19 protein-coding genes are annotated in these 22,835 nt (G+C 64.2%); 11 read left to right on the top strand and 8 right to left on the bottom strand.

All coding sequences use genetic code 11. From position 1 onward, the window contains the following. Positions 1-74 precede the first annotated feature (74 nt). Genes ispH through rnhA form a run of 3 tightly spaced genes read left to right on the top strand, consistent with a single transcriptional unit; the run spans position 75 to position 2,488 of the window. Complete coding sequence (gene ispH / locus LC083_RS10140) at positions 75-1,052, top strand: 4-hydroxy-3-methylbut-2-enyl diphosphate reductase (RefSeq protein ID WP_226700297.1); 978 nt, start codon at positions 75-77, stop codon at positions 1,050-1,052. 1 nt (position 1,053) lies between these two features. Then, a complete protein-coding gene (gene thrB, locus LC083_RS10135; RefSeq protein WP_226700296.1) occupies positions 1,054-2,010 on the top strand; it encodes a homoserine kinase in 957 nt (318 codons plus the stop codon). A gap of 28 nt (positions 2,011-2,038) precedes the next feature. Beyond that, positions 2,039-2,488, top strand: a complete 450-nt coding sequence (gene rnhA, locus LC083_RS10130) for a ribonuclease HI (protein ID WP_226700295.1) — start codon at positions 2,039-2,041, stop codon at positions 2,486-2,488. 2 nt (positions 2,489-2,490) lie between these two features. Here rnhA and LC083_RS10125 read toward each other — a convergent pair whose 3' ends face one another. Genes LC083_RS10125 through LC083_RS10115 form a run of 3 tightly spaced genes read right to left on the bottom strand, consistent with a single transcriptional unit; the run spans position 2,491 to position 4,814 of the window. Further along, the gene (locus tag LC083_RS10125; RefSeq protein ID WP_160606210.1) at positions 2,491-2,667 is read right to left on the bottom strand and encodes a YegP family protein; all 177 of its coding nucleotides are present in this window, start codon (positions 2,665-2,667) and stop codon (positions 2,491-2,493) included. A gap of 60 nt (positions 2,668-2,727) precedes the next feature. Next, positions 2,728-3,825: an NAD(P)/FAD-dependent oxidoreductase gene (locus tag LC083_RS10120; protein ID WP_226700294.1), complete on the bottom strand. Its 1,098-nt coding sequence runs from the start codon at positions 3,823-3,825 to the stop codon at positions 2,728-2,730. After that, positions 3,822-4,814, bottom strand: a complete 993-nt coding sequence (locus tag LC083_RS10115) for an alpha/beta hydrolase (protein WP_226700293.1) — start codon at positions 4,812-4,814, stop codon at positions 3,822-3,824. The genes LC083_RS10120 and LC083_RS10115 overlap by 4 nt, the downstream gene beginning before the upstream one ends. A 77-nt stretch (positions 4,815-4,891) precedes the next feature. Between LC083_RS10115 and LC083_RS10110 the strand changes: the two genes are divergently transcribed. The 7 genes from LC083_RS10110 to LC083_RS10080 all read left to right on the top strand — a co-directional run bounded on the left by LC083_RS10110 (position 4,892) and on the right by LC083_RS10080 (position 12,455). Continuing rightward, entirely contained in the window at positions 4,892-5,605 is a 714-nt protein-coding gene (locus tag LC083_RS10110) for a prepilin peptidase (RefSeq protein ID WP_226700292.1), read from the top strand. A gap of 91 nt (positions 5,606-5,696) precedes the next feature. Continuing rightward, positions 5,697-6,815, top strand: a complete 1,119-nt coding sequence (gene cpaB, locus LC083_RS10105) for a Flp pilus assembly protein CpaB (protein WP_226700291.1) — start codon at positions 5,697-5,699, stop codon at positions 6,813-6,815. 39 nt (positions 6,816-6,854) lie between these two features. Further along, positions 6,855-8,429, top strand: coding sequence for a type II and III secretion system protein family protein (locus LC083_RS10100; RefSeq protein WP_226700290.1), 1,575 nt, complete (start codon positions 6,855-6,857; stop codon positions 8,427-8,429). Positions 8,430-8,440: 11 nt separating this feature from the next. Then, a complete protein-coding gene (locus LC083_RS10095) occupies positions 8,441-9,091 on the top strand; it encodes a CpaD family pilus assembly protein (RefSeq protein ID WP_226700289.1) in 651 nt (216 codons plus the stop codon). 3 nt (positions 9,092-9,094) lie between these two features. Beyond that, positions 9,095-10,384: a pilus assembly protein CpaE gene (locus tag LC083_RS10090; protein WP_226700288.1), complete on the top strand. Its 1,290-nt coding sequence runs from the start codon at positions 9,095-9,097 to the stop codon at positions 10,382-10,384. An 80-nt stretch (positions 10,385-10,464) separates the two neighbouring features. Continuing rightward, the gene (locus tag LC083_RS10085) at positions 10,465-11,436 is read left to right on the top strand and encodes a type II secretion system F family protein (RefSeq protein ID WP_226700287.1); all 972 of its coding nucleotides are present in this window, start codon (positions 10,465-10,467) and stop codon (positions 11,434-11,436) included. Positions 11,437-11,456: 20 nt separating this feature from the next. Next, on the top strand, positions 11,457-12,455 hold the full coding sequence (locus tag LC083_RS10080; protein WP_263611773.1) for a type II secretion system F family protein: 999 nt from the start codon (positions 11,457-11,459) through the stop codon (positions 12,453-12,455). A 51-nt stretch (positions 12,456-12,506) separates the two neighbouring features. Here the strand turns inward: LC083_RS10080 and LC083_RS10075 are convergent, their stop codons facing one another. From LC083_RS10075 to LC083_RS10055, 5 genes are all read right to left on the bottom strand, one after another. Beyond that, positions 12,507-12,977, bottom strand: coding sequence for a MarR family winged helix-turn-helix transcriptional regulator (locus LC083_RS10075; RefSeq protein WP_222554456.1), 471 nt, complete (start codon positions 12,975-12,977; stop codon positions 12,507-12,509). 67 nt (positions 12,978-13,044) lie between these two features. Beyond that, complete coding sequence (locus LC083_RS10070; RefSeq protein ID WP_226700286.1) at positions 13,045-13,917, bottom strand: crotonase/enoyl-CoA hydratase family protein; 873 nt, start codon at positions 13,915-13,917, stop codon at positions 13,045-13,047. A gap of 167 nt (positions 13,918-14,084) precedes the next feature. Next, entirely contained in the window at positions 14,085-16,646 is a 2,562-nt protein-coding gene (locus LC083_RS10065; RefSeq protein WP_226700285.1) for a zinc-dependent metalloprotease, read from the bottom strand. Between the two features lie 156 nt (positions 16,647-16,802). Then, entirely contained in the window at positions 16,803-17,588 is a 786-nt protein-coding gene (locus LC083_RS10060) for an SDR family NAD(P)-dependent oxidoreductase (RefSeq protein WP_226700284.1), read from the bottom strand. 26 nt (positions 17,589-17,614) lie between these two features. Then, entirely contained in the window at positions 17,615-18,787 is a 1,173-nt protein-coding gene (locus tag LC083_RS10055; RefSeq protein WP_226700283.1) for an acetyl-CoA C-acetyltransferase, read from the bottom strand. 422 nt (positions 18,788-19,209) lie between these two features. Here LC083_RS10055 and LC083_RS10050 point away from each other — a divergent pair, with 422 nt between their 5' ends. Next, complete coding sequence (locus LC083_RS10050) at positions 19,210-22,221, top strand: TonB-dependent receptor domain-containing protein (RefSeq protein WP_226700282.1); 3,012 nt, start codon at positions 19,210-19,212, stop codon at positions 22,219-22,221. The last annotated feature ends 614 nt before the right edge of the window (positions 22,222-22,835 follow it).

Genomic DNA, 22,835 nt, shown 5'->3' with positions numbered 1-22,835 from the left:
AGTTCGTATTCAAAGACCCGACCGGGGCGAGCGTGCCCTAGCTTGGCGCGATGCAAAGCGCTAGAGGGGCGCGCATGAACGCCCCCTTTCCATCCACCGCTGCGGGCAATGACCCCCGGCTGCCCCTGAAGCTGCTGATTGCGGCACCCCGCGGATTTTGCGCCGGCGTCGACCGTGCGATCGAGATCGTGGAGCGTGCGCTCCAGAAATACGGCTCGCCCGTCTATGTGCGGCACGAGATCGTCCACAACCGCTACGTGGTCGATTCCCTGAAGGCCAAGGGCGCGATTTTCGTCGAGGAACTGGACGAGGTGCCCGACGATGCACCGGTCGTCTTTTCCGCGCACGGCGTCCCGAAATCGGTCCCGGCCGAGGCCGAGCGGCGCAAGCTGCTTTATGTCGATGCCACCTGCCCGCTGGTGAGCAAGGTGCACCGCCAGGCCGAGCGCCAGATCGAAAAGGGGCAGCATATCCTCTTCATCGGCCATGCCGGCCACCCCGAGGTGATCGGCACCATGGGGCAGGTCCCCGAAGGCCAGATCACGCTCGTCGAAACGGTCGAGGATGTCGCCGCCCTGCCCTTCACGCAGGATGACGACCTGTCGTTCCTCAGCCAGACCACGCTGTCGGTCGACGACACGCGCGAAATCATCGAGGCGCTGCAGGACCGCTATCCGCAGATCGTCGCGCCCAAGGCCGAAGACATCTGTTACGCCACCAGCAACCGGCAGGCGGCAGTGAAGGAAATCGCCGGCGGCTGCGATCTCGTCCTCGTCATCGGTGCGCCGAATTCGTCGAACTCGCTGCGCCTCGTCGAGGTTGCCGAACGCATGGGCACCGATTCCCGCCTCATCCAGCGGGCCGAGGATATCGAGCCCGAATGGCTCGAAGGCGTGGCCACGCTGGGTCTGACGGCAGGCGCGTCCGCACCCGAAAAGCTCGTGCGCGAAGTGGTCGACCGCTTGTCCGACTGGCGACAGGTGAGCGAGGAGATCATCACCACCGCCGAGGAAAACATGGTGTTCAAGCTGCCCCGGCAGCTGACCGAGTAGCTTGGCGGTCTACACCCATCTCGGTGCCGAGGAGCTTGCCCGGCTGATCGCCGAATACGACGTCGGCCAGCTAGTGTCGGCCAAGGGCATCGCGGAAGGCGTCTCCAATTCGAACTGGCTGGTCGAAACGACGCAAGGCCGATTCATCCTGACCATGTACGAGCGGCGGATCGACACGGGCGACCTGCCCTTCTTCCTCGGCCTGCTCGACCACCTTGCCGAACGCGATTGCCAGGTACCGGCAACGATCCATGATCGCAGCGGCGGCCTTTACCGGCTGATCGACGGCAAGGCGGTGGCGCTGATCGAATTCCTGCCGGGCGTTTCGCCCAATGCTCCCACGCCGGCGCAGGCCCACGCGGTCGGCGCTGCCCTTGCCGAAGTGCATCTTGCCGCGCGCGATTTCCCGCTCGACCGGACCGACGAGCTCGCTCCGCGCAATACGCTGGCAATACTGGAGCGGTGCGGCAGCAGCGCGCTCGCCTCCATCGATGCCGACCTTCCGCGCGCCCTCGAAAAGGGCCGCGAGGTAGTGGCCGCGTGGCCGGGCGACCTGCCCTCCTCGGTCATCCATTCGGACCTCTTCCCGGACAATGTCCTGATGCTGGGCGAGCAGGTGACGGGGATGATCGACTTCTATTTCGCCTGCAACGGGTCGATGGCCTACGACCTTGCCGTCACGCATGCGGCATGGTGCTTCGACAAGCGCGGCGAGCGGTTTGACGCGGCCATCGGACAGGCCCTGATGGACGGCTATTGCGGTGTCCGGCCACTCGGCGGTGCCGAACGGGCGGCCCTGCCGCTGCTGGCGCAAGGGGCGTGCCTGCGCTTCGTTGCCAGCCGGGCCGAAGACTGGCTCGATACGCCGGCCGACGCGCTGGTGACGCGCAAGGATCCGATGGATTTCGTGCGGCGGTGGGATTTCTACGTCGAAAACGGCGCGCGGGTCTTCGCCTGAGCGGATCGGGCAGCTAGGGCGCGCGACGATGAAACACGTAGAACTCTTCACCGACGGTTCGTGCAAGGGCAACCCGGGCCCCGGCGGCTGGGCCGCGCTGCTGCGCATGGGACGCCACGAAAAGGAAATGTCGGGGGGCGAGCCTCACACGACCAACAACCGGATGGAAATGACCGCAGCGATCCGCGGCCTGTCCGCCCTGATCGAGCCCTGCAAGGTCGATATCTATACCGACAGCAAGTACCTGATCGACGGCATTACCAAGTGGGTGCACGGCTGGAAGAAGCGCGGCTGGGTCAATGCCAGCAAGAAGCCCGTCATGAATGCCGAACTGTGGCACGACCTCATCGAGGTGACGGCGCGTCATCATGTCGAATGGCACTGGGTCCGCGGCCATTCGGGCCACCCGGAAAACGAACGGGTGGATGCCCTCGCCAACCAGGCCGCCGACAGGGCGGCGGTCGGCGAGGGATCATAGGGTCAGCTTTCGTCGACCGTTTCGGCGCCCGGGCCGTTCTTCTTGATCGATTCAATCGCGTTCTTGGCGCTGGCCTTCGAGCTGTAACCCTCGGTCCAGAAGATCGCTTCCGAATTGTACATGAAGTAGGCGACGAACTCGCCGGCCTTGTTCTTCTTGATCTTGAAATGGTGAGCCATCGATTTTCTCCCGTTTTTGCGGCTTCGGATGCCCCACACTAACAAATGATATGCGCTTGGCTAGGGGAAGCGGGCCGGCGAATAGAGGGTTGCATCAATTGTGCGGGTCATTTCATCGCTTGCGGCGCCTGTCAGCAGCTGTGCTGCAAGCCGCGCCGCCGCCGGTGACGTCTGGATGCCGAAGCCCCCCTGCCCCGCGAACCAGGCAAATCCCTCGACCTGCGGATCGAAGCCGTAGACCGGCAACCGGTCCGGCGCGAAGCTCCTGAGTCCCGCCCACTTTCGCTCCAGCGCAAGCACCTTCCAGTCGACGACCTGTTCGAACCGGTCGATCGCTTCGGCGACTGCCAGTTCCTCCGGCGCGGCATCGCAGGCCTCGACCGGATCCTCGTCATGCGGGCTGAGCCACACCCGGCCCGTCTCCGGCTTGAAGTAGAAGCTCCCCGCGATGTCGAGCACGAGCGGCAGGTCCGCGTCCGGTGCAGGATCGGTGCGCAATTGGGCAACGGTGCGCCGATAAGGCTGGATGCCCAGGGCCTTTACCCCGGCAAGCCTTGCCACGTCGTCCGCCCAGGCACCCGCAGCATTGACCAGCACTGTGGCGCGATAGGTTTCGCCCTTCGTGTCCGCCAGCGTCCACACACCGTCGGTGCGGGAAGCGGCAGCCAGCCGCGCGCGGCACGCGATGCCTACGCCAAGCTGGCGAGCACGGCCGAGATAATGCGCATGGAGCCCTGCCACGTCGATGTCGGCACAGGCAGGTTCCCAGATGGCCGAGGTCCAGCTTTCGCGCAGGCCTGGGACACGGCCCTCCAGCTCGTCCCGGCCGATGCGTTCGATCGTCGCGCCGCTATCGGCGAAGCGGGACATGAAGGCGTCGAGTTCACCGGCGTCGCTTTCCCGCCCGATATACAGCGCGCCGCGCGGAGTCAGAAAGCCGTGCTCCCGCAGGTATGCACCCGATGCGATCGTCAGCGGGACGATCTCGGGTCCGCCGTAGCATTCCTCCCAGAAAGCGGCGGACCTGCCCGTCGAATGGTAGCCCGGCTGGTCCTCCGCCTCGAGCACAAGCACGCTCGAACCGGCCTCTGCTAGTTCGGCGGCAAGGCTGGCTCCGGCGATACCGGCCCCGACAATGGCAAAATCGTATGTCGTCACGATGCGGCGGGTGCCACCCGGTCAAGGAAATCGGTCACGGCGCCTAGTGCGCGATTACGTACGGCTGGCACCTCGCGGAAAATCTCGTGATGGGCTTCCGCGCCGAACTCGACCAGCTCGCCGTGCGGCAGGCGTTCGGCCGCGCGTTTGGCCGCAGCGTGGCTGACCAGCTTGTCGTTCGTGGTGGAGACGATCAGCACTGGCACGTCGATTCCCTCCATCGCGCCCGCAGCCTCGATCGCGCGGGTCGAGGCATAGGCACGCTCGACCCAGCCCCAGCTGCCCGGGCCCATGACCAGCTCCGGGCGCTTCTCGCGCCACCAGAGTTCATCGGCATAGCGTTCACCGTCATGAGTGAGCAGGTCGCGGCGGCGTGCAGGGATTTCGCCGGGCTTCTCGCTCCACTTCCACGCAGGCCGCGTCGGTTCGCCGACCTTGGTCATGACCTTGGCGACGCCGTGAAGCAGCGGCAGCGGCAGAGGCGGGCCGCTCATGCCGAGCATCGGAGCGGACAGGACCACCGCATCGGGCGATACGGCACCGTCCACGAGGGCGCGCATGACGATATGCCCGCCCATGGAATGCGCGGCGAGGACATGCGGGCCCGGGGTCTGTGCCGCCCACTCGCGCCACAGGTGCGCAAGATCGTCCACCCAGTCGGAGAAGTCGCCGACATGGCCGGTGATCGCATCGTCGCCCAAACGGCCCGAGCCTGCCTGACCGCGCCAGTCGGCCGCGGTCACCCCCCAGCCTGCCCGATGCCATTCCTCAAGCGTCTCGAGGTATTTCTCGTAGAAGTCGCCGCGCCCCGGCAGGAACAGGATCGAGCCGCGCGGCGAGCCCTGCGCGCCCGGCCAGTCGATCCGGCGCAACGCATGGCCGTCTGCGGCCATCCACACGCCCTCGCTCGCATGGGCCGGGATGGCGCGGCGATCGATTGCTGTCCGGGCGGTTTTTTCGGTGGCGTCGGGAATGATGTCCTCCGGCATGCGCGTCGATGGCATGGTTACTATTTGGTAAGCATGTTTCGGTAGCACCACCCCCTGAGATCAGTTCCGGGGGCGTGATGCACGACCAGATTTTCACCTACGTTTTGCTTGCCGCCTTGGCAATCGGCCTGCTGTGGGCAGCGGTGACCGATCTCAAGAGCCGCACCATCGGCAATCGCCTTAACCTGGCGATCGCCGCCGGCGCGCCGCTGTTCTGGTGGGCCAGCGGACTTTCGCTGTGGCCCGGCGTTGCCATTCAACTCGTTATCGCAGTCGTGACCTTCGCGGTCTGCTGTCTGTTCTTCGCCATCCGCCAGATGGGCGGCGGCGACGTAAAGCTGCTGACCGCGCTGGCGCTGTGGTTCCCGCCGACCAACTTCATGGTGCTGGTCATCATCATGGCCATGGCCGGCTGGGTACTGACCCTGGCCATGGGCATGTGGGGCGTTGCGCATTCGCGCGTCGTGGGCGGACGTCCTGTCCGCGATACGCTGCTGCTGGGTGCCTGCACGCTGGTCGCGGCGAATTTCGCCAGCGCCGTCCTGGGTGGTCCCAAGCTGGCCCTGCCCGATGCGATCATGGAACCGCTGGCCTCGAACGGGGCCGCGTCGATCCTGGTCGCGCTGGTGCCGGTTGCCATTCTTTCGTTCGTTACGCTGGCCTCGATCCGGATCATCCGCCGGCACGACCAGCAGCCGCGCATTCCTTACGGACTCGCCATCGCAATCGCCGGCCTGTGGGTCGCGGGCGGTGATCTCGTTGCAGACTTTTCTCAGACCTCTTTGGGCTGACAACCCGATTTTAACCAATCGGATCGTAGAGACGGAAACCATAGCAGCCCGCCATCGATTCACGCGGGCCTTATGAGGGGGCTTAAAAGCCATGGATAGGAAGAAGCTGGTTCTGCTGGTTGGTGCGCTGGTCGTTGCGATCGGCACGGCACTTGTTGCCCGCAGCATGTTCGCAGGAGCCGCGGCTCCGGATGCCAACGCCGCAGCGCAGGTCGAAGCCGCCGGACCCAAGGTCCTGGTCGCGCAGCGTGCCCTGCCCACCGGCACCATCATCACTGCTGACGCCATCGGCTACCAGCTGTGGCCGGAAGAGCTGGTGCAGGATGCCTACTTCCTCGACGGCGAGGCCGACATCAGCAAGCTGATCGGCACTGTCGTGCGTCATCCGATCACGGCCGGCGAGCCGGTGACCCAGGGTTCGCTCGTGAGCCCCGGCGACCGCGGCTTCCTTGCCGCAGCTCTTACTCCGGGCATGCGCGCCATCACGGTTCCGGTCGATGCGAAGAGCGGCGTTGCCGGCTTCGTCTTCCCGGGCGACCGCGTCGACATGGTCCTCACCCAGACGGTGACCGGCAATGACGGCATGGCGCTGAAAGCATCGGAAACCATCCTTCGTAACCTTCGTGTGCTGGCGACCGACCAGTCGACCACGCAGGAAACCATCGATGGCGTTACCCAGGTCAAGGCGTTCCGTACGGTTACGCTCGAAGTGACCCCGGTGATCGCCGAGAAGGTGGCCGTCGCCCAGACGATCGGCACGCTCAGCCTCGCGCTGCGCGCCATCGCCGACAGCGAAGGCGAACTCGAACGTGCCCTCGCCTCGGGCGACGTGAGCATCCCCGACGATGCCACGCCCGAAGAGGAAGAGCGTATCCTGCGCACGGCCATGAGCCGTCCGGACGATGCCCGCGGCACCTATGTGACGGGCGGTGACGTCTCGCGCTTCCAGCGCACCACGATGCCGCCGCAGGGATCGCGTGGCCGCACCTCGGACAATGAAGATGGTACGTTCTCCAACACTTCGCCGCGCAGTTCGGCCCCGTCGGCTCCGGTCGTGCGTGGTCCGATGGTCCGCGTGACCCGTGGCAAGAGCACCGAGGCCGTTCCGGTCGCGATGCAGGGTTCGATCCACAGCATGAACAAGGCCATTGGCGACGGTGCGGGCAAGGCAGCGGACACTGTTCCGGTCGCGCTCAAGACCCTTCGCTAAGATCAAACAAGCTCAGGAAGCCATTCAGGGGGCAATTCCATGAAACGTCGTCTTTCCACCAAACTGCTGCTTGCCGGCCTGGCGATGGCGCCGCTGGCAGCCGCACCGACGACTACGGCCACGGCCCAGTCGGTTGTCCGCCCGAGCCAGGACATCGTCCTCTCGATCGGTCGCGGCGAACTGGTCAACGTGCCCGGCGCAATGACCGACGTGTTCATCTCGAACGAGAACGTCGCGGATGTGCAGGTCAAGTCGCAGCGCCAGCTCTACCTGTTCGGCAAGTCCGGCGGCGAGACCACGGTCTATGCCAGCAACGCGGCAGGCGACATCATCTGGTCGGCCAACGTCCGCGTTGGTTCGAACATCGGCAGCATCGACCAGATGCTCGCCCTGGCGATGCCCGAAGCGCAGATCAACGTGGCGACCATGGGCACCAACGTGGTTCTCCTGACCGGCACGGTGGCAGCTCCGGAAGACGCGGCAGAGGCACAGGCCCTCGTGGAAGCCTTCGTGGGTGAAGACACCAATGTCATCAGCCGCCTGCGCATGGCGACCCCGCTGCAGGTCAACCTGCAGGTCCGCATCGCGGAAGTCAGCCGTTCGCTGGTTCGCACGCTGGGCGTGAACCTCCAGTCGATCGACAGCTCCAGCGGCTTCAAGATCGGCATCGGCCAGGGTCGTCCGGCCACGCTGTTCGCACCCGGCCAGTCGCTCGGCATGAACGCCCGCACCAACGATGTCGGCACCAACCCGATCACCGGTGAAGACGTCATCGTTCCGGCGACCTCGATCATGGGTGCCGACCTTGGCAGCACGCTCGGCTTTGCCGGCAAGTTCCTCGGCCTCGACATCGGCGGCGCGCTCGACCTTGCGGAAACGCAGGGCCTGGTAACCACGCTGTCGCAGCCGAACCTGACCGCCCTTTCGGGCGAAACGGCAGAATTCCTCGCCGGTGGCGAATTCCCGATCCCGCTCAACCAGGGCCTCGGCAACACAACCATCGAATACAAGAACTACGGCGTCAGCCTCGCCTACACCCCGACAGTGCTTTCGAACGGCCGGATCTCGATCCGCGTGCGTCCGGAAGTATCGGAACTGTCGGCCCAGGGCGCGATCGAGTTCGAAGGCTTCCGTATCCCCGCGCTTATCACGCGCCGTGCGGAAACGACCGTGGAACTCGGCTCCGGCCAGAGCTTCATGATCGCCGGCCTGCTGTCGAACAACCAGTCCAACCAGATCGAGAAGGCACCGGGTCTCGGTGACATCCCGATCCTCGGCAACCTGTTCCGATCGACCGACTATCGTCGCGGCGAGACCGAGCTGGTCATCGTGATTACGCCGTACCTGGTGAAGCCGGTCAATGCGAACGACATTCGCCTGCCGACCGACGGCTATCAGAAGCCGACAGAATTCCAGCGCCTGCTGGGCTTCCGCGAAGGCGACAGCAACAGCGAAGGCCCCGCCCGCCCGGTTCCGACCGTGCGCGATGCAGGCAGCGCCGATCCGCAGATCTCCTACGAGACCTCGGGCGATAACAAGCGCGTGGCAAACAAGGGCGAAGCCCGCCGCGAAGAGAAGACCGCCGCTGCAAAGCCCGGCTTCAGCTTTGAATGAGGGGACGAGACGTGACTAACGCAATCAACCGCAAGCTTACCGCTTCGATCGCAGCCTCGCTCGCCCTCGCACTGGGCGCCTGCGGCAGCTCGAACATGGAAAACCGGACGCTTTACAGCGTGAAGCAGCCGGTGGTGGAACGCTCCAACTTCGTGCTGGACGTGAACACGAATGCCGACGGCCTGCCCGTGTCCGAACAGCAGCGCCTGGCCGAATGGTTCGAAAGCATGGACCTGCGCTACGGTGACCGCGTCGCCATCGAGGACGCGACCGGTTCGGCCGCTGTCCGCGAAGACGTCGCCGTGCTCGCCGGCCGCTATGGCCTGCTGCTCGCCGAAGGTGTGCCGGTCACTGCCGGATACGCCCAGCCCGGCCAGGCACGCGTGGTCATCACCCGTTCGACTGCATCGGTCCCGGGTTGCCCGGACTGGTCGCACACGGCCGAGGGCAATAGCAGCAATGCGACCAACCCGAACTACGGCTGCGCCATCAACGGCAACCTCGCCGCGATGGTCGCCAATCCCGAAGATCTGATCCGCGGCCAGCAGGGCAGCGGTGAAACCGTCGTCACCACTTCGACCAAGGCCATCAAGGCCTATCGCGAGATGGAGCCGACCGGAAAGGGCGGCCTGCCCGAAGTCAGCACCACTGAAGGGGATTAATTCATGAGCGCTTCCTGGAAATCCGGAATGCCCGGAAATCGCGATCCGTTTGCAGCTTTCATCTGCGACGAAACCGCGCTGGATGTCCTGCGCCCGGTGGTGATCGAGCTCGGTTGGCAGCCTGAAAAGTGCAACAAGGGCGGCCTGCGCAACGCGATCCAGTCGCTGTCGGTGTCGGCCAGCCCGAACATCCTGATGGTCGACCTGTCGGAAAGCGGTGACCCGCTGAACGACATCAACGCCCTCGCCGAGGTATGCGAACCCGGCACGGTGGTGATCGCGATCGGCCAGGTCAACGACGTGCGCCTTTATCGCGACCTGCTTGCGAGCGGCATCCACGACTACCTGCTGAAGCCGCTCTCGGCCTCGGTCCTGCGCGATTCGCTCAACGCTGCACAGGCGGTCTTCATGGCCCCGCGCGGCGGCGAGGCCGACCAGGTCAAGCGTCATATCTCGACTGCGGTCGTGGGTACGCGTGGCGGCGTCGGTGCCTCGACCCTCGCGACCTCGCTCGCCTGGATCTACGCGGAAAAGCACATGCCGACCGCGCTGCTCGACCTCGACGTGCACTTCGGTGTCGGCGCACTCACGCTCGACCTCGAGCCGGGCCGCGGCCTGACCGACGCGATCGACAACCCGAGCCGCATCGACGGCCTGTTCATCGAACGCGCCATGATCCGCGCCAACGACAACCTGGCGATCCTGTCGGCAGAAGCGCCGATCAACTCGCCGCTGATGACCGATGGCTCGGCCTTCCTGCAGCTGCAGGAAGAGTTCCGTCACGCCTTCGAGATGACGCTCGTCGACATGCCGCGCAACATGCTGATCAACTTCCCGCACCTGCTGAACGACGTGAATGTCGTGACGCTGGTCACGGAAATGACGCTCGCCTCGGCGCGCGACACGATCCGCATCCTGTCCTGGCTCAAGACCAATGCCGCGCATGCCACTCCGGTGATCGTGGCCAACAAGGTCCAGCCGGGCATGCAGGAAATCAGCAAGGCCGACTTCGAGGCTTCCATCGAACGCTCGATCGACGTCTCGATCCCGTACGATGCGAAGGCCGCAGTGAACGCCGCCAAGCTTGGCAAGACCTTCGTGGATGCGAACGGCTCGAGCAAGGCGACCGGCGCGATCAAGCAGCTGTCCTCGCGCATCATCGGCCTCGGCGACGAGGAAAGCGACGAGGCGCTGGACGTCGGCGGCAACAAGAAGTCGCTGCTGGGCAGCTTCGACATCAAGTCGCTGCTGGCCAAGAAGGACAAGGCCCAGTTCGAGAACGCGGGCGAATAACTATCCCGGAGGCGGGTTGGCCCCAGCGCCCCCGCCTCCCGGACTGACCTAGTAATCACGGGACGGGACGGAGAGACACGATGAACTTGATCCAGCTCTTGCTGGTTACCGGCGGGCTCTTCACGCTGCTCGTGCTCGGTTACGTGGCTTTCGCAGGTCCCGACGCCGGCAAGAACAGCCAGCGCCGCCTGCAGCAGCTCCGCTTCCGGCATTCGGAAAGCACCGATGCCAAGGTGGAATCGCAGCTGAAAAAGGCGATCGCTGCCCGCAAGCCCAAGCAGTTCAAGCAGGCCGGATCCGGCTCGCGCGTGGAAGCTCTCGCCATCCGGCTCGACCGGACGGGCAAGGGCTGGACGCTGAGCCAGTATGCCTATGCCTCGCTCGGCATCGCGCTGGTCCTCACGCTGCTCATCTTCTTGAAGAGCGGCGCGTTCCTCCTCTCGATCGGTGTCGGCCTGTTCGCAGGTGCAGGCATCCCGCATTTCATCGTCGGCCGCGCGATCAAGAAGCGTACCAACCAGTTCAACGTGAAGTTTCCCGACGCCATCGAACTGCTCGTTCGCGGCCTTCGCTCGGGTCTTCCCGTGACCGAGACGCTGGCCGTCGTCGCCCAGGAAGTACCGGGCCCCGTGGGCGCGGAATTCAAGGGCATCGTCGAGCGCATCAAGATCGGCCGGACCATGGAGGATGCCCTCCAGCAGACTGCCGATCGCCTGGGCATTCCCGAATTCAACTTCTTCTGCATCACGCTGGCCATCCAGCGCGAAACGGGCGGTAACCTCGCTGAAACGCTGTCCAACCTTTCGGATGTGCTTCGCAAGCGTGCGCAGATGAAGCTCAAGATCAGGGCGATGAGCTCGGAATCGAAGGCCTCGGCCTATATCGTCGGCGCCCTGCCCTTCATCGTGTTCGGCATGATCTGGTGGATCAACCCGAGCTACATCGGCGCCTTCTTCGAAGATGACCGCCTGATCGTGGCCGGCCTCGGCGGCCTCGTGTGGATGAGCATCGGCGGCTTCATCATGGCCAAGATGGTCAGTTTCGAAATCTAAGGAAGCAGGGAAGAGCAATCATGGAACCCGCAAGCGGCCCCACCCTCCTCGGCTTCGACGTCATCCTCGTCGGCTCGATCCTTGCCGGGATCGCGGCACTGGCGGTGTTCGTGGCGATCTATTCGGCCGTCACGATCAAGGACCCGATGGCCAAGCGCGTGAAAGCGCTCGAAGGCCGCCGTGAAGAGCTCAAGCTCGGCCTGATCACGACCAGCGCCAAGAAGCGCCAGAGCCTCGTGCGCAAGAATGACACGGCGGACAAGGTCAAGGACACGCTCGGCAACCTCAAGGTGCTGCAGCAGAGCCAGGTCGAGGACATGCAGCAGAAGCTGGCCTGGGCCGGTCACCGCAACAAGGAAGTCGCGGTCCTACTCATCGGCCTGCGGATGGTGCTGCCGATCCTTCTCGGCGGCATTGCCGCGATCCTGCTCTACGGCGTCGAGATCTATCCCGACTGGCAGTTCAAGCGCGTGGCCGCGCTCGCACTGGCGACCTTCCTTGGCTACAAGGGCCCGGAAATCGTCCTCAAGAACAAGGCCACCAAGCGCACCGACGCGATCCGCAAGGGCCTGCCCGACGCGCTCGACCTCCTGGTCATCTGCGCCGAAGCCGGTCTGACCGTCGACGCCGCTTTCAACCGCGTCGCCAAGGAACTGGGCCGCGCCTATCCGGAACTGGGCGACGAATTCGCCCTGACCGCGATCGAGCTGTCCTTCCTCAACGAGCGCAAGCAGGCCTTCGACCACCTTGCCTATCGCGTGAACCTGGAAGCGGTGCAGGGCGTGGTCACCACCATGATCCAGACCGAACGCTACGGTACGCCGCTCGCCAGTGCGCTGCGCGTGCTGTCGGCGGAATTCCGCAACGAGCGCATGATGCGCGCCGAAGAGAAGGCCGCGCGCCTTCCGGCGATCATGACCGTGCCGCTGATCATGTTCATCCTGCCGGTGCTGTTCATCGTCATTCTCGGCCCGGCAGCCTGTTCGATCTCCGACGCCTTCAGTGGCGGTATCGGATAACCCGGCTACCCGGCAGAAAAGCGGGTCGTTATCGAGAGCCTGGTCGACTACCTAGTCGGCCAGGCTTTCTGCATCGAAGTCCCCCGCATTGTCGCGCACACGGGCGAGCATGTCGCGCAGCGCCGCCTGCTCGCTCTCGTCGAGCACCGAGAACATCTCCCGCTCGATCGTCAGGGCCAGCGGCATGATGCCGGCATGAACCGCCCTGCCCTCCGCCGTCAGCGCCAGCAGGTGCGAGCGCCCATCCTTGGCATTGGGCGTGCGTTCGGCCAGCCCCCGGCTTTCCAGCGTCTTGCAGGCGCGATTGACCGGCACCTTGTCCATCAGCGTGAGCTGCGAAAGCTCGCGCTGGGTCAGCGGCCCGCTGTCGCCGAGCACCGCCATGATGCGCCATTCGGTAGTCTTGAGCGCGAACCGCTTGCGATACTGCTCCGCAATGCGGGTCGAGACCGCGTTGGAGGCGACCGACAGCTGGTACGGCAGGAAGTCCGCTAGGCGCTTGGCAGGTTGGCGTTTCGACATGACGCCACCCTTGCGAAGGCGGCGCGCCTTGGCAAGGCCGTTGCGTTTGTAACCGTCACAAGCGTTACTATTCGTACCCCGGTTCGTCCCACCAGGGGTAGAAGTCGGGCATGTTGCCGCTGACCGTGTCGGGATAGGCAGGCGCACGCTTCTCGAGGAAGCTGGCGATGCCCTCCTTCGCATCCGCACTGCGGCTGAGGCGGTAGATCGCACGGCTGTCCACGCGGTGCGCCATCATCGGATGTTCGAGCGGCGAGAGACGCCACAGCATCGCGCGGGTCATGGCGACCGACACGGCCGAGGTGTTGTCGGCAATCTCGCGCGCGATACCCATGGCGGCATCCATCAGCTCTGCTTGCGGGTGGAGCGAGCGGACCAGACCGCGATCGAGCGCTTCCTGCGCGTCGAACACGCGGCCCGTCATGCACCATTCGAGCGCGGTTTGCATCCCGACGAGGCGGGGCAGGAACCAGCTCGAGGCCGCTTCCGGCGTGATCCCGCGCCGCGCGAAGACGAAGCCGAACCGCGCATTGTCGCTCGCCAACCGGATATCGAAGGGCAGCTGCATGGTCGCGCCCACGCCCACGGCCACGCCGTTGCAAGCGCCGATCAGCGGCTTCTGCGAGTTGAACAGGCGCAGCGTCAGCCGCCCGCCGCCATCGCGCACGCGTTCGTCGGACAGGCTGTCCACCGGGTTGGGATCGGAGAAGACGTGCCCCCCGCCCTCCGGCGTGAGGTCGGCCCCGGCGCAGAACGCGCGGTCGCCATGCCCCGTTACGATCACTGCGCGCACGCTGTCATCGGCATCGGTCACGTCGAGCGCATCGATGAACTCGTCCATCATCACGCGGGTGAAGGCGTTCATCTTCTCCGGCCGGTGCAGCGTGACGATGGCCACGCCATCGGCGATGTCGAGCTTGATCTGCGTGTAGGCGCTCATTCGGATTCCCTCTCCTTTAGCGCCTACAGGATGGAACACATGGAACAGGGTCCTGGGAGGAAATACTTCCCCTCCCGCCCAGCCGGGTTCCGAGGCGCTTTTTCTCGCTGCTTTCCATGCACCACGCCTAGCTGCGAAGACAAGTGGTAGGAAAGCGTGCCCTTACCTCACCGCCGCTCGAACGCCGCGATCAGCGAGGCAAGGTGGGCGCGGTGGGCGCGCGTTTCCGCATCCGCCGCAGGTCCTGCCGCTATCGCCTTGATCCGCGCGATCCCTGCCAATGCAGCAGAGCGCGAGACATAGTCGTAGGTCGGCAATGGCCGCGGTCCCATGGGGGTCGGCTCCATCCCGCCGCCAGCACCCGAAGCGATGCCGATCAGGCGGGTGAGATATTCCACCTGAAGGTTCTGGCGATAGGTGTTCACCGCGCCGACGCGGTCAGCGTCGAACATCACGCCGGTCAGTTCCGCCATGTAGGTGCTGACCGGATAGGCCCCGCCATAGCGGCGCGTATCGGTAAGGCGCGCAAGCACATTGGGATGCAGCAGATGGTCGAGCAGCGACTGCTGGACCTGCAGCGCCCGGGCGTGCGGGCGCGGATCCACATTGGTGCCGTACATGTCGAAGCCGCGGCGTTCGACCTGCAGGCGGTTCAGCAGGCTCTCGCCAGCCGAAAAGGCATCGGGCGCGAACGCAAGTTTGCTGACCACGCCGAGCGCGCGGCGCTGTTCGGCCACGGACACGGGCACCAGCGGCTGCTGGGCGCCCGGCTGACCGACAACCGAACGGTTGTTGTAGACGCCCGCGATCCAGCGCGAGGCGATATTCGCCGCGCGCGCCTTCTGGCCCGTCAGGCCGTAATAGCTGTTCACCAGCGCCTGGTAGGTATCGCCGCTGTCGACCACGCGGTCGGCGAGCACGGCGAGCGTCTGGTCGACCAGCGCGGCGCGCTGCGTTGCCCAGCCGATCGGATCGTCCGACAGATCGTCGATCATCACGCGCGGATCGATATGGGTTCCGGGCGAGCGCATGTCGTCGGCATCATTGCCATAGACCAGCGCCGGTTCGGTCGAGCGCGCCACGATGCCGGGCAGCAGGCTTTCTTCGGGCGTATAGCCGTACTGGATGGCCCAGACGTCGTAGGGGCCGGGCCGCGCGATGGCGAACTGGCCCTGCGGCTGGCCCGAAGGCGCGATGTTGATCTCGGTATAATCCATCACCGAATTGGTCGGCAGCGCCGAGCCCGATCCAAGCGAGGACAGCGGCACCGAATGCGAGGAGCGCATGTTGTGCGTCAGGCCCAGCGTGTGGCCGACCTCGTGCAGGACGAGATAGGCCAGTTCCTGCCTCAGCAGCTCGTCCAGTTGGTCATCGGTCGCCCCGCGCGCCGCGAAGACTGAACGTGCGGCCATCATCTTGGTCTGCAAATCGGCGGCCAGCGTGCAGTTGGCGGCATGACGTCCCATGCCCGCAAGGGGCTTGCCGTAGGAAGGCAGGCCCGCCGTATCGAAAATTTCCGACTGCCATATCCGGCTCTTCAGATAGATGAATTCCAGCATGATATCCGCGCCGATGATCTCGCCAGTGCGCGGATTGGTGAAGCTGGGGCCGTATCCGCCGAAGGGGGGCGTGGGCGAAGACGTCCAGCGCATCACGTTGTAGCGGACATCGCCTGCGTCCCAGCTGGCATCGTCGGGCTGGATCTGCACCTCGATCGCGTTGGAGATGCCGGCTGCCTCGAACGCCTCGTTCCAAGCCAGCGTCGCGTCGCGGATCGTGCCGCGCAGCTCCATCGGCGTGGTATTCTCGATCCAGAAGGTGATCGGCTTGACCGGGTCGGACACCGCCGCAGACGGATCCTTCTTTTCCAGCCGCCAGCGGTTGATCACGTCGCGGTAGGGCGCATGCTCGATCGATGTCAGATCGGTCTTTTGGTTGGTGAAATAGCCCACGCGGAAATCGTCGGCGCGCGGTTCGAAACCGGGGGCAGGCATCTTGAGGAAGGAATGCTGCACCAGGATCGCGACCGACCGCGCATCGGTGATGTCTGCTCCGCCGAAATGGAACGGCTTGGGATTGTCGAAGACGTATTCGACGCGGATATCGGTGTTGTCGGGGAAGTTGGCGAAGGTGGAAATCTGCGTCTTGTCTTCGGACAATTCGCCCAGCGCGAAGGCGGAGCCGGGCTTGTCGTCGGGCGATTGCCACGGCCTGATCTGCGAGAGCGCTTCCTTTTCCAGCAGCGCGTCGGCGGAAATCAGGAACTTGCGGCCATCTTCGCTGGTGGCGGCAATCTTGACGTTGCCGATGGGCGCGCGGGCGATGTTCGCTTCCGAAGCGCGGGCGAGCGCGCTGTCGGGATCGAAATAGAAGCTCGTGTTGACCGCTTCCACTTCGACGCGGTCGTACTTCTTGTTGAAGGTGACGATCCGGTTGTCGCGGAAATTGCCGCGGAAATGGTTGGCCTCGACCGGGCCGTTTTCGGTGTAGGTGAAATAGATGAACTCGCTGCCCAGTTGGTCGGCATCGAGTTCGAGATAGACCTCGCCGGTCTTGGGGTCGCGATAAAGCGGGAAGAGGCCGTCGGTCTTGCGGAAACCTTCGACGAACTGGGCGAGCGTCTTGGCCGCTTCTTCGCCGCCTTTTTCCTTGGCTTCGTCCTTGTCCTTGGCCTGTGCCGTACCGGTTGCAAGCAGGGCAGTGCCCAGGAACAGAAATGCCTTCTTCATCGAAATCCCCCTCGTGCCGAGTCCCGGCGCGAAGTGATCGCCTTTCGCGAAGAAAAAGCAAGCGATTAGACGGCGCGGCCATCCCCTGAAAAGCAAGTGCCGCCCGCCCCTTGCGGGACGAGCGGCACTGGATGCGGCCTGTGACCGGAAACGCGCTTAGCGCGGCGCCATGCGGATCGCACCGTCGAGGCGCACGTCCTCGCCGTTGAAATAGCCGCACTCGATCATGGTCATGGCAAGCATGGCGTATTCTTCCGGGTTGCCGAGACGCTTGGGGAACGGGACCGAAGCGGCCAGCGCTTCCTTCACCTGCGGCGGGGCGGCGTTCATCAGCGGGGTGTTGAAGATACCCGGCAGGATGGTGTTCACCCGGATGCCTTCCTGCATCAGGTCGCGTGCGATCGGCAGGGTCATGCCGATGACGCCGCCCTTCGAGGCGGAATAGGCGGCCTGGCCGATCTGGCCGTCTTCACCGGCAACCGATGCCGTGTTGACGATCGCGCCGCGATCGCCGTCTTCCGACAGCGGGTCGAGCGTCATCATGCCGGCAGCCGACTTGGCGATGCAGCGGAAGGTGCCGATGAGGTTCACCTGGATGATGAACTCGAAGGCGGACAGCGGGAAGTGCTTGATCTCGCCCGTCTGCTTGTCGCGGCTGGCGGTCTTCATCGCATTGCCGATACCGGCGCAGTTGACGAGGATGCGTTCCTGGCCGTGGGCTGCGCGGGCCTTGGCGAAACCGGCATCGACATCTTCGTCGCTCATGACGTTGACCTTGCAGAAGATGCCGCCGATGTCCTTGGCGACCGCTTCGCCCTTCTGTTCGTTCATGTCGAAGATGGCGACCTTGGCGCCCTTGGCCGCGAGCGCGCGGGCGGTGGCTTCACCGAGGCCCGATGCGCCGCCGGTGACGACTGCGGGGGTATTGGCTGAAACTTGCATGGAATGTCCTCTCCAAATGGGGGTGATTAGAGCGATTCAACGATGGTGACATTGGCAACGCCGCCGCCTTCGCACATCGTCTGCAGGCCGTATTTCTTGCCGCGCGCCTTCAGCGCATGGACGAGCGTTGCCATCAGCTTGGTGCCGCTTGCACCAAGCGGGTGGCCGAGCGCAATCGCGCCGCCGTTGACGTTGAGGCGGTCGGGATCGGCACCGGTGTGCTTGAGCCAGGCGAGCGGGACCGGGGCGAAGGCCTCGTTGACCTCGAACAGGTCGATGTCCTCGATCTTCATGCCGGCGCGCTGCAGCGCACGGTCGGTGGCGAACAGCGGTTCTTCCAGCATGATCACCGGATCGCCTGCCGTGACGGTCAGGTTGTGGATGCGCGCCATCGGGGTGAGGCCGTATTCCTTCAGCGCCTTCTCGCTGACGACCAGCACCGCGCTCGACCCGTCGCAGATCTGGCTGCTGGTGGCTGCGGTGATGGTGCCTTCGGGGCTGAGCAGCTTGACCGAGGAAATCGATTCCAGCGTCGCATCGAAGCGGATGCCTTCATCGACCGTGTGCATTTCGGTGCCTTCGGGCGTTTCCACCTCGACCGGCACGATCTCGGCATTGAATGCGCCCGAACGGGTCGCCTCGATCGCCTTCTGGTGGCTCGACAGGGCGAAACGGTCGAGATCGTCCTTGGTGAAGCCGTGCTTCTTGACGATCATCTCGGCGCCCATGAACTGCGACCACTGGATACCGGGGTATTTCTCCTCGAGCCCGGGCGACTTGTAGTTCCCCAGCCCCTCTTTCATGTGGAACATGGCGGTCGAGCCCATCGGCACGCGGGTCATGCTTTCGACGCCGCTGGCGATCACCACGTCCTGCGTTCCGCTCATCACGGCCTGCGCGGCGAACTGGATCGCCTGCTGCGAGGAACCGCACTGGCGATCGATGGTGACGGCCGGCACGCCTTCGCCGAGGCGCTTGGCTGCCAGCACGGCATTGCGGCCGACCTGCATGGCCTGTTCGCCGCCCTGGCTGACACAGCCCATCACCACATCGTCGATCGCTTTCGCCTCGAGCCCCGAACGTTCCATGATCGCATCGAGCGACCTTGCAGCGAGGTCGACGGGGTGGATTCCGGCAAGGCGCCCTCCGCGACGGCCCCCGGCAGTACGGACGGCTTCGACGATATAGGCTTCGGGCATTGCTCTCTCCGGTAAAAGTTGGTTTCGATTTGCTACGGGCTAGGATCGCTTTCCGTTTACGTCAACTGCGAAAAGCGGCGGGTGCGGGTGTGCGTTGCATGGTTGCGACAAAAGAACGTTATCACCCGAAAATCGCGGAAAACGGCCAAAAAAACGGTGTTGCAGCAATGATACACCATAGGATGCAAATTGCCCGCATGGGTGCGCAGTCCTTTTCATCAAACCGTCATAAGGCGTAGTCCGTCGCGCAGGGAATGGACGAGGGGAGAATCTGGCATGAAGACCAGTGGCTCCAAGGCCTTCACCCACCGCATTTGGTTGGGGGACCATGGGCTGCGCTTCGGCACGGCGTCTGGGCTACCCAACCTGCAACGCCTTCGCCGCTTCGGCGGTGCGGGCACTTCATAAGGGTATGAAACCAGATGAAAAAATCTACGCAACTTCGCCTTAGCGCCGGATCGCTGTCCGTCGCTCTGGCCATGGTGGCGGCTCCGGCCTTCGCCCAGGATGCGGATGTCACCGACACCGCAGCCTCGGAAGAAGCCGCACCGGCCATTATCGTGACGGGTACGCGCCTCAACGCAAACCCGAACCTCGAGAGCGCTGCTCCCGTCCTCTCGGTTTCGAGCGAGCAGATCCAGTCGACCGGTACGGTTCGTATCGAAGACCTCGTGAACCAGCTGCCGCAGGTTTTCGCCGGCCAGGCCGGTGAAGTCTCGAACGGCGCTTCGGGTACTGCAACCCTCGACCTTCGCGGCCTCGGCTCGGTCCGTACGCTCGTCCTGATCGACGGTCGTCGCCTGCCCTACGGTTCGTCGCAGATCTCGTCGGCCAACCTCGACCTTATCCCGACCCAGCTGATCGAGCGCGTCGACATCCTGACGGGTGGTGCATCGGCAGTTTACGGTTCGGACGCAGTCGGCGGTGTTGCCAACTTCATCCTCAAGCGTGACTTCGAAGGCGTCGAACTGGACTTCCAGGGCGGCTTCCAGCAGCACGGCAACGACATCGACTTCTGGGAAGGCGTCCTTGACAGCGCCAGCCAGCCGAAGCCGGGTCCGATCGTGGACGGCGCAGAATATGCCTTCACCGGCATCTTCGGCACGAACACTGCCGACGGCCGTGGTAACGTCACCATTTACGCCAACTACGAAAAGCGTGAAGCCGTTACCCAGAACAACCGCGCATTCTCTGCCTGTACGGTAGGCCCCTCGAGCCGTGGCTTCGAAGGCGTCGGCTGCGTCGGTTCGGGTAACTTCCGCCTGTTCGGTGGCCCGGGTGGCTTCGCTTTCCAGCAGGAAAACGGCACCATCATCCCCTACGCTGGTGGCCCGCAGCAGACCTACAACTTCGGCCAGCGCAACTTCTTCCAGCGTCCGTCGGAGCGTTTCACGCTTTACGGTAAGGCGTATTACGAAATCTCCGACAACGTCGAAGCTTTCGCCGACATCAGCTATGTCGACAACTTCTCGGATGCACAGATCGCAGAAACCGCTTCGTTCGGTATCGGTTCGTACTCGATCAACTGCGACAACCCGTACATCCAGAACACGCCCGGCCTCCAGCTGACCGACATCTTCGGCTGTTCGGCTCAGGACATCATCGACGGCACGATCGTGAGCGGCATCACCGCTTCGCACCGTAACGTCGAAGGTGGTCCGCGTAACTCGCGCCTCGAAAACTCGGCGTTCCGTATCGTGGGCGGTTTCCGCGGCACGTTCGGCGACATCTGGGACTGGGAAGCTTTCGGTCAGTACGCCGAAACCTCCGACACCTCGACCTCGACCAACGACTTCGTCGTTTCCAAGCTGCAGCAGGCGTTCTTCGCAACGACCGATGCAAACGGCAACGTGGTCTGCGTCGATCCGTCGGGCGGCTGTGTTCCCTACAACCCGTTCCAGCGTAACCCCGATGGCACCACCGCCATCACCCCGGACCAGTACAACTTCATCCAGGGTGTCGGCATCGTCATCGGTGAAACCTCGCAGCTGGTGCTCGGCGCCAACCTGCAGGCAGACCTTGGTGATTACGGCTTCAAGTCGCCGCTCTCCGAAGAAGGCGTCGCCTTCCTCGTGGGTGTGGAATATCGCCAGGACAAGCTGAACGCGATCCCTGACGAAATCAGCCAGGTTCCGGGCGGCGGCTTCACGGGCGTCGGCGGTGCAACCCTGCCGGTTTCGGGTCGTGTGGACGTCCACGAGTTCTACAGCGAACTCCAGATCCCGCTGATCACCGATCGTCCGTTCTTCAACGAACTGGTCCTCGCCGGTCAGTACCGTCACTCGGAGTATGAAGCTTCGGGTAACGACACCACGAACAGCTTCGGCACGGACGCTTTCGGCGCCCAGCTGAGCTGGTCGCCGGTCGACAGCCTGACGCTGCGTGCCAACTTCCAGCGTGCAGTTCGCGCACCGAACGTTATCGAGCTCTACACGGGCCAGAACACCGGTCTGCCGAACCTGAACGTTGCCGGCACCAACAGCAACGGCGTGCAGGTCTATGACCCCTGCGCCACCAGCGCTCCGATTGCTTCGCTCGCAGCTTGCGCCAACACCGGCGTGACTGCAGCACAGTACGGCACCATCCTCGACGTGATCTCGGGCCAGACCCAGGCACTAACGGGTGGTAACCCGCAGCTGCAGCCGGAAAGCTCGGACACCTGGACCTTCGGTGCGGTTTTCGAACCGACCTTCGTCCCGGGTCTGTCGATCTCGGTGGACTACTTCGACATCACCGTCGAAGATTACATCAGTGCCGGTATCGCGGCTCAGGTTTCGCTGGATAACTGCCTTGCAACGGGCGATCCGACGTTCTGTGACCTGATCACCCGTGGTCCGGGCGGTACGCTTGCAGCTGGTCCGCAGGGCGTCGGCTTCCAGCAGACCAACATCAACATCGCAGAACTGACCACGTCGGGCATCGACGGCCAGATCAGCTACCGTACCAACCTCGGTAGCCTGGGCGGCCTGAACTTCAACTACGCAGCGACCTATCTCGATACGGCTGACTTCATCCCGTTCCCGGGTGGTGATCCGATCGTTTGTGCCGGTTACTCGGATAACGGCTGTCTCCAGCCCGTTAACGCGCAGTACCGTCACCGTCTCGCTGTCACCTGGGAAAGCGACTTCAACCTGGATGCTACCGTCGCGTGGCGTCACTACAGCGAAGTCGATGCCTTCGGTGGTGAAGATGTGGGTCCGAACGAGTCGCTGATCGACGACAACCTGCCCGCTCGTAACTACGTCGACCTGTCGATGTTCTACGACGTGACGGAGTCGATCACCCTGCGCTTCGGTGTGAACAACATCCTCAACGCAAACCCGCCGGTCAGTGCATCGTCGGGCCCGCCGCTGGGTAACGGTAACACCTATCCGACCATCTACGACACCGGTCGGACCTTCTTCGCAGGCCTGAACATCCGTTTCGGCGAATAAGAAGAAGCTAAACGCTACGAAGGAGCCGCGGACCGAAAGGTCCGCGGCTTTTTCTTTGCCTGCTGCAGATGGGCGATGGGTGGTGGTTCGGACCCGGGAGACCCTGCGCCGCTCCCACCCCTGGTACCCGCCCCTTCGCACGCCGCCCTCCCCGCTTCCTCACGTGCGTCAGCTCCCTGCTGGGCAATGCGCGGCTTCGGCTTTTGCGATCCGTCGTGGCAGACCGCTGCTCTGGATAGGGCGCCGCTGGAGTGCGTGTCCCCTTGGTGTCCGACGCCAGGTCCGGACCGTCCCAATGGGTAGAGCCTCGCCAGCAAGGCGGTGCACCACTGTCTCCCCCCCCCCCTCGGAGCCGATGATTGAGGCTCAGACCGCCCACAAGGTGCTGAAACAGGCATCGTAACGCAGATCGCGAGCCGTGCCGCACCGGACTTCGGCGACGAATGCGGCCGCGGGTCCCTGATAGCCTTCACCTTCGCGCTTCAGAGCGCGCTAGGGCAATCCCCTGAGGCAAGTCACTCCGGCACCGGCTCGCGCAGCACAGTTCGTGAATTGGCCTGCCGGGAATGTGTGCCGCGCACGCTCGGCCCGGCGGCCAAGCGGGACCTGTCTGC

It is taken from the genome of Qipengyuania gaetbuli (assembly GCF_020524765.1).
Lineage (GTDB): Bacteria > Pseudomonadota > Alphaproteobacteria > Sphingomonadales > Sphingomonadaceae > Qipengyuania > Qipengyuania gaetbuli_A.
This window is presented reverse-complemented; position numbering and strand designations above follow the sequence as displayed.

Coding starts and splice junctions, on each gene's coding strand:
- ispH (WP_226700297.1), top strand. CDS start 75: ATGAACGCCCCCTTTCCATCCACCGCTGCGGGCAATGACCCCCGGCTG.
- rnhA (WP_226700295.1), top strand. CDS start 2,039: ATGAAACACGTAGAACTCTTCACCGACGGTTCGTGCAAGGGCAACCCG.
- LC083_RS10125 (WP_160606210.1), bottom strand. CDS start 2,667: ATGGCTCACCATTTCAAGATCAAGAAGAACAAGGCCGGCGAGTTCGTC.
- LC083_RS10115 (WP_226700293.1), bottom strand. CDS start 4,814: ATGCCGGAGGACATCATTCCCGACGCCACCGAAAAAACCGCCCGGACA.
- LC083_RS10110 (WP_226700292.1), top strand. CDS start 4,892: ATGCACGACCAGATTTTCACCTACGTTTTGCTTGCCGCCTTGGCAATC.
- cpaB (WP_226700291.1), top strand. CDS start 5,697: ATGGATAGGAAGAAGCTGGTTCTGCTGGTTGGTGCGCTGGTCGTTGCG.
- LC083_RS10100 (WP_226700290.1), top strand. CDS start 6,855: ATGAAACGTCGTCTTTCCACCAAACTGCTGCTTGCCGGCCTGGCGATG.
- LC083_RS10090 (WP_226700288.1), top strand. CDS start 9,095: ATGAGCGCTTCCTGGAAATCCGGAATGCCCGGAAATCGCGATCCGTTT.
- LC083_RS10085 (WP_226700287.1), top strand. CDS start 10,465: ATGAACTTGATCCAGCTCTTGCTGGTTACCGGCGGGCTCTTCACGCTG.
- LC083_RS10080 (WP_263611773.1), top strand. CDS start 11,457: ATGGAACCCGCAAGCGGCCCCACCCTCCTCGGCTTCGACGTCATCCTC.
- LC083_RS10075 (WP_222554456.1), bottom strand. CDS start 12,977: ATGTCGAAACGCCAACCTGCCAAGCGCCTAGCGGACTTCCTGCCGTAC.
- LC083_RS10070 (WP_226700286.1), bottom strand. CDS start 13,917: ATGAGCGCCTACACGCAGATCAAGCTCGACATCGCCGATGGCGTGGCC.
- LC083_RS10065 (WP_226700285.1), bottom strand. CDS start 16,646: ATGAAGAAGGCATTTCTGTTCCTGGGCACTGCCCTGCTTGCAACCGGT.
- LC083_RS10060 (WP_226700284.1), bottom strand. CDS start 17,588: ATGCAAGTTTCAGCCAATACCCCCGCAGTCGTCACCGGCGGCGCATCG.
- LC083_RS10055 (WP_226700283.1), bottom strand. CDS start 18,787: ATGCCCGAAGCCTATATCGTCGAAGCCGTCCGTACTGCCGGGGGCCGT.
- LC083_RS10050 (WP_226700282.1), top strand. CDS start 19,210: ATGAAAAAATCTACGCAACTTCGCCTTAGCGCCGGATCGCTGTCCGTC.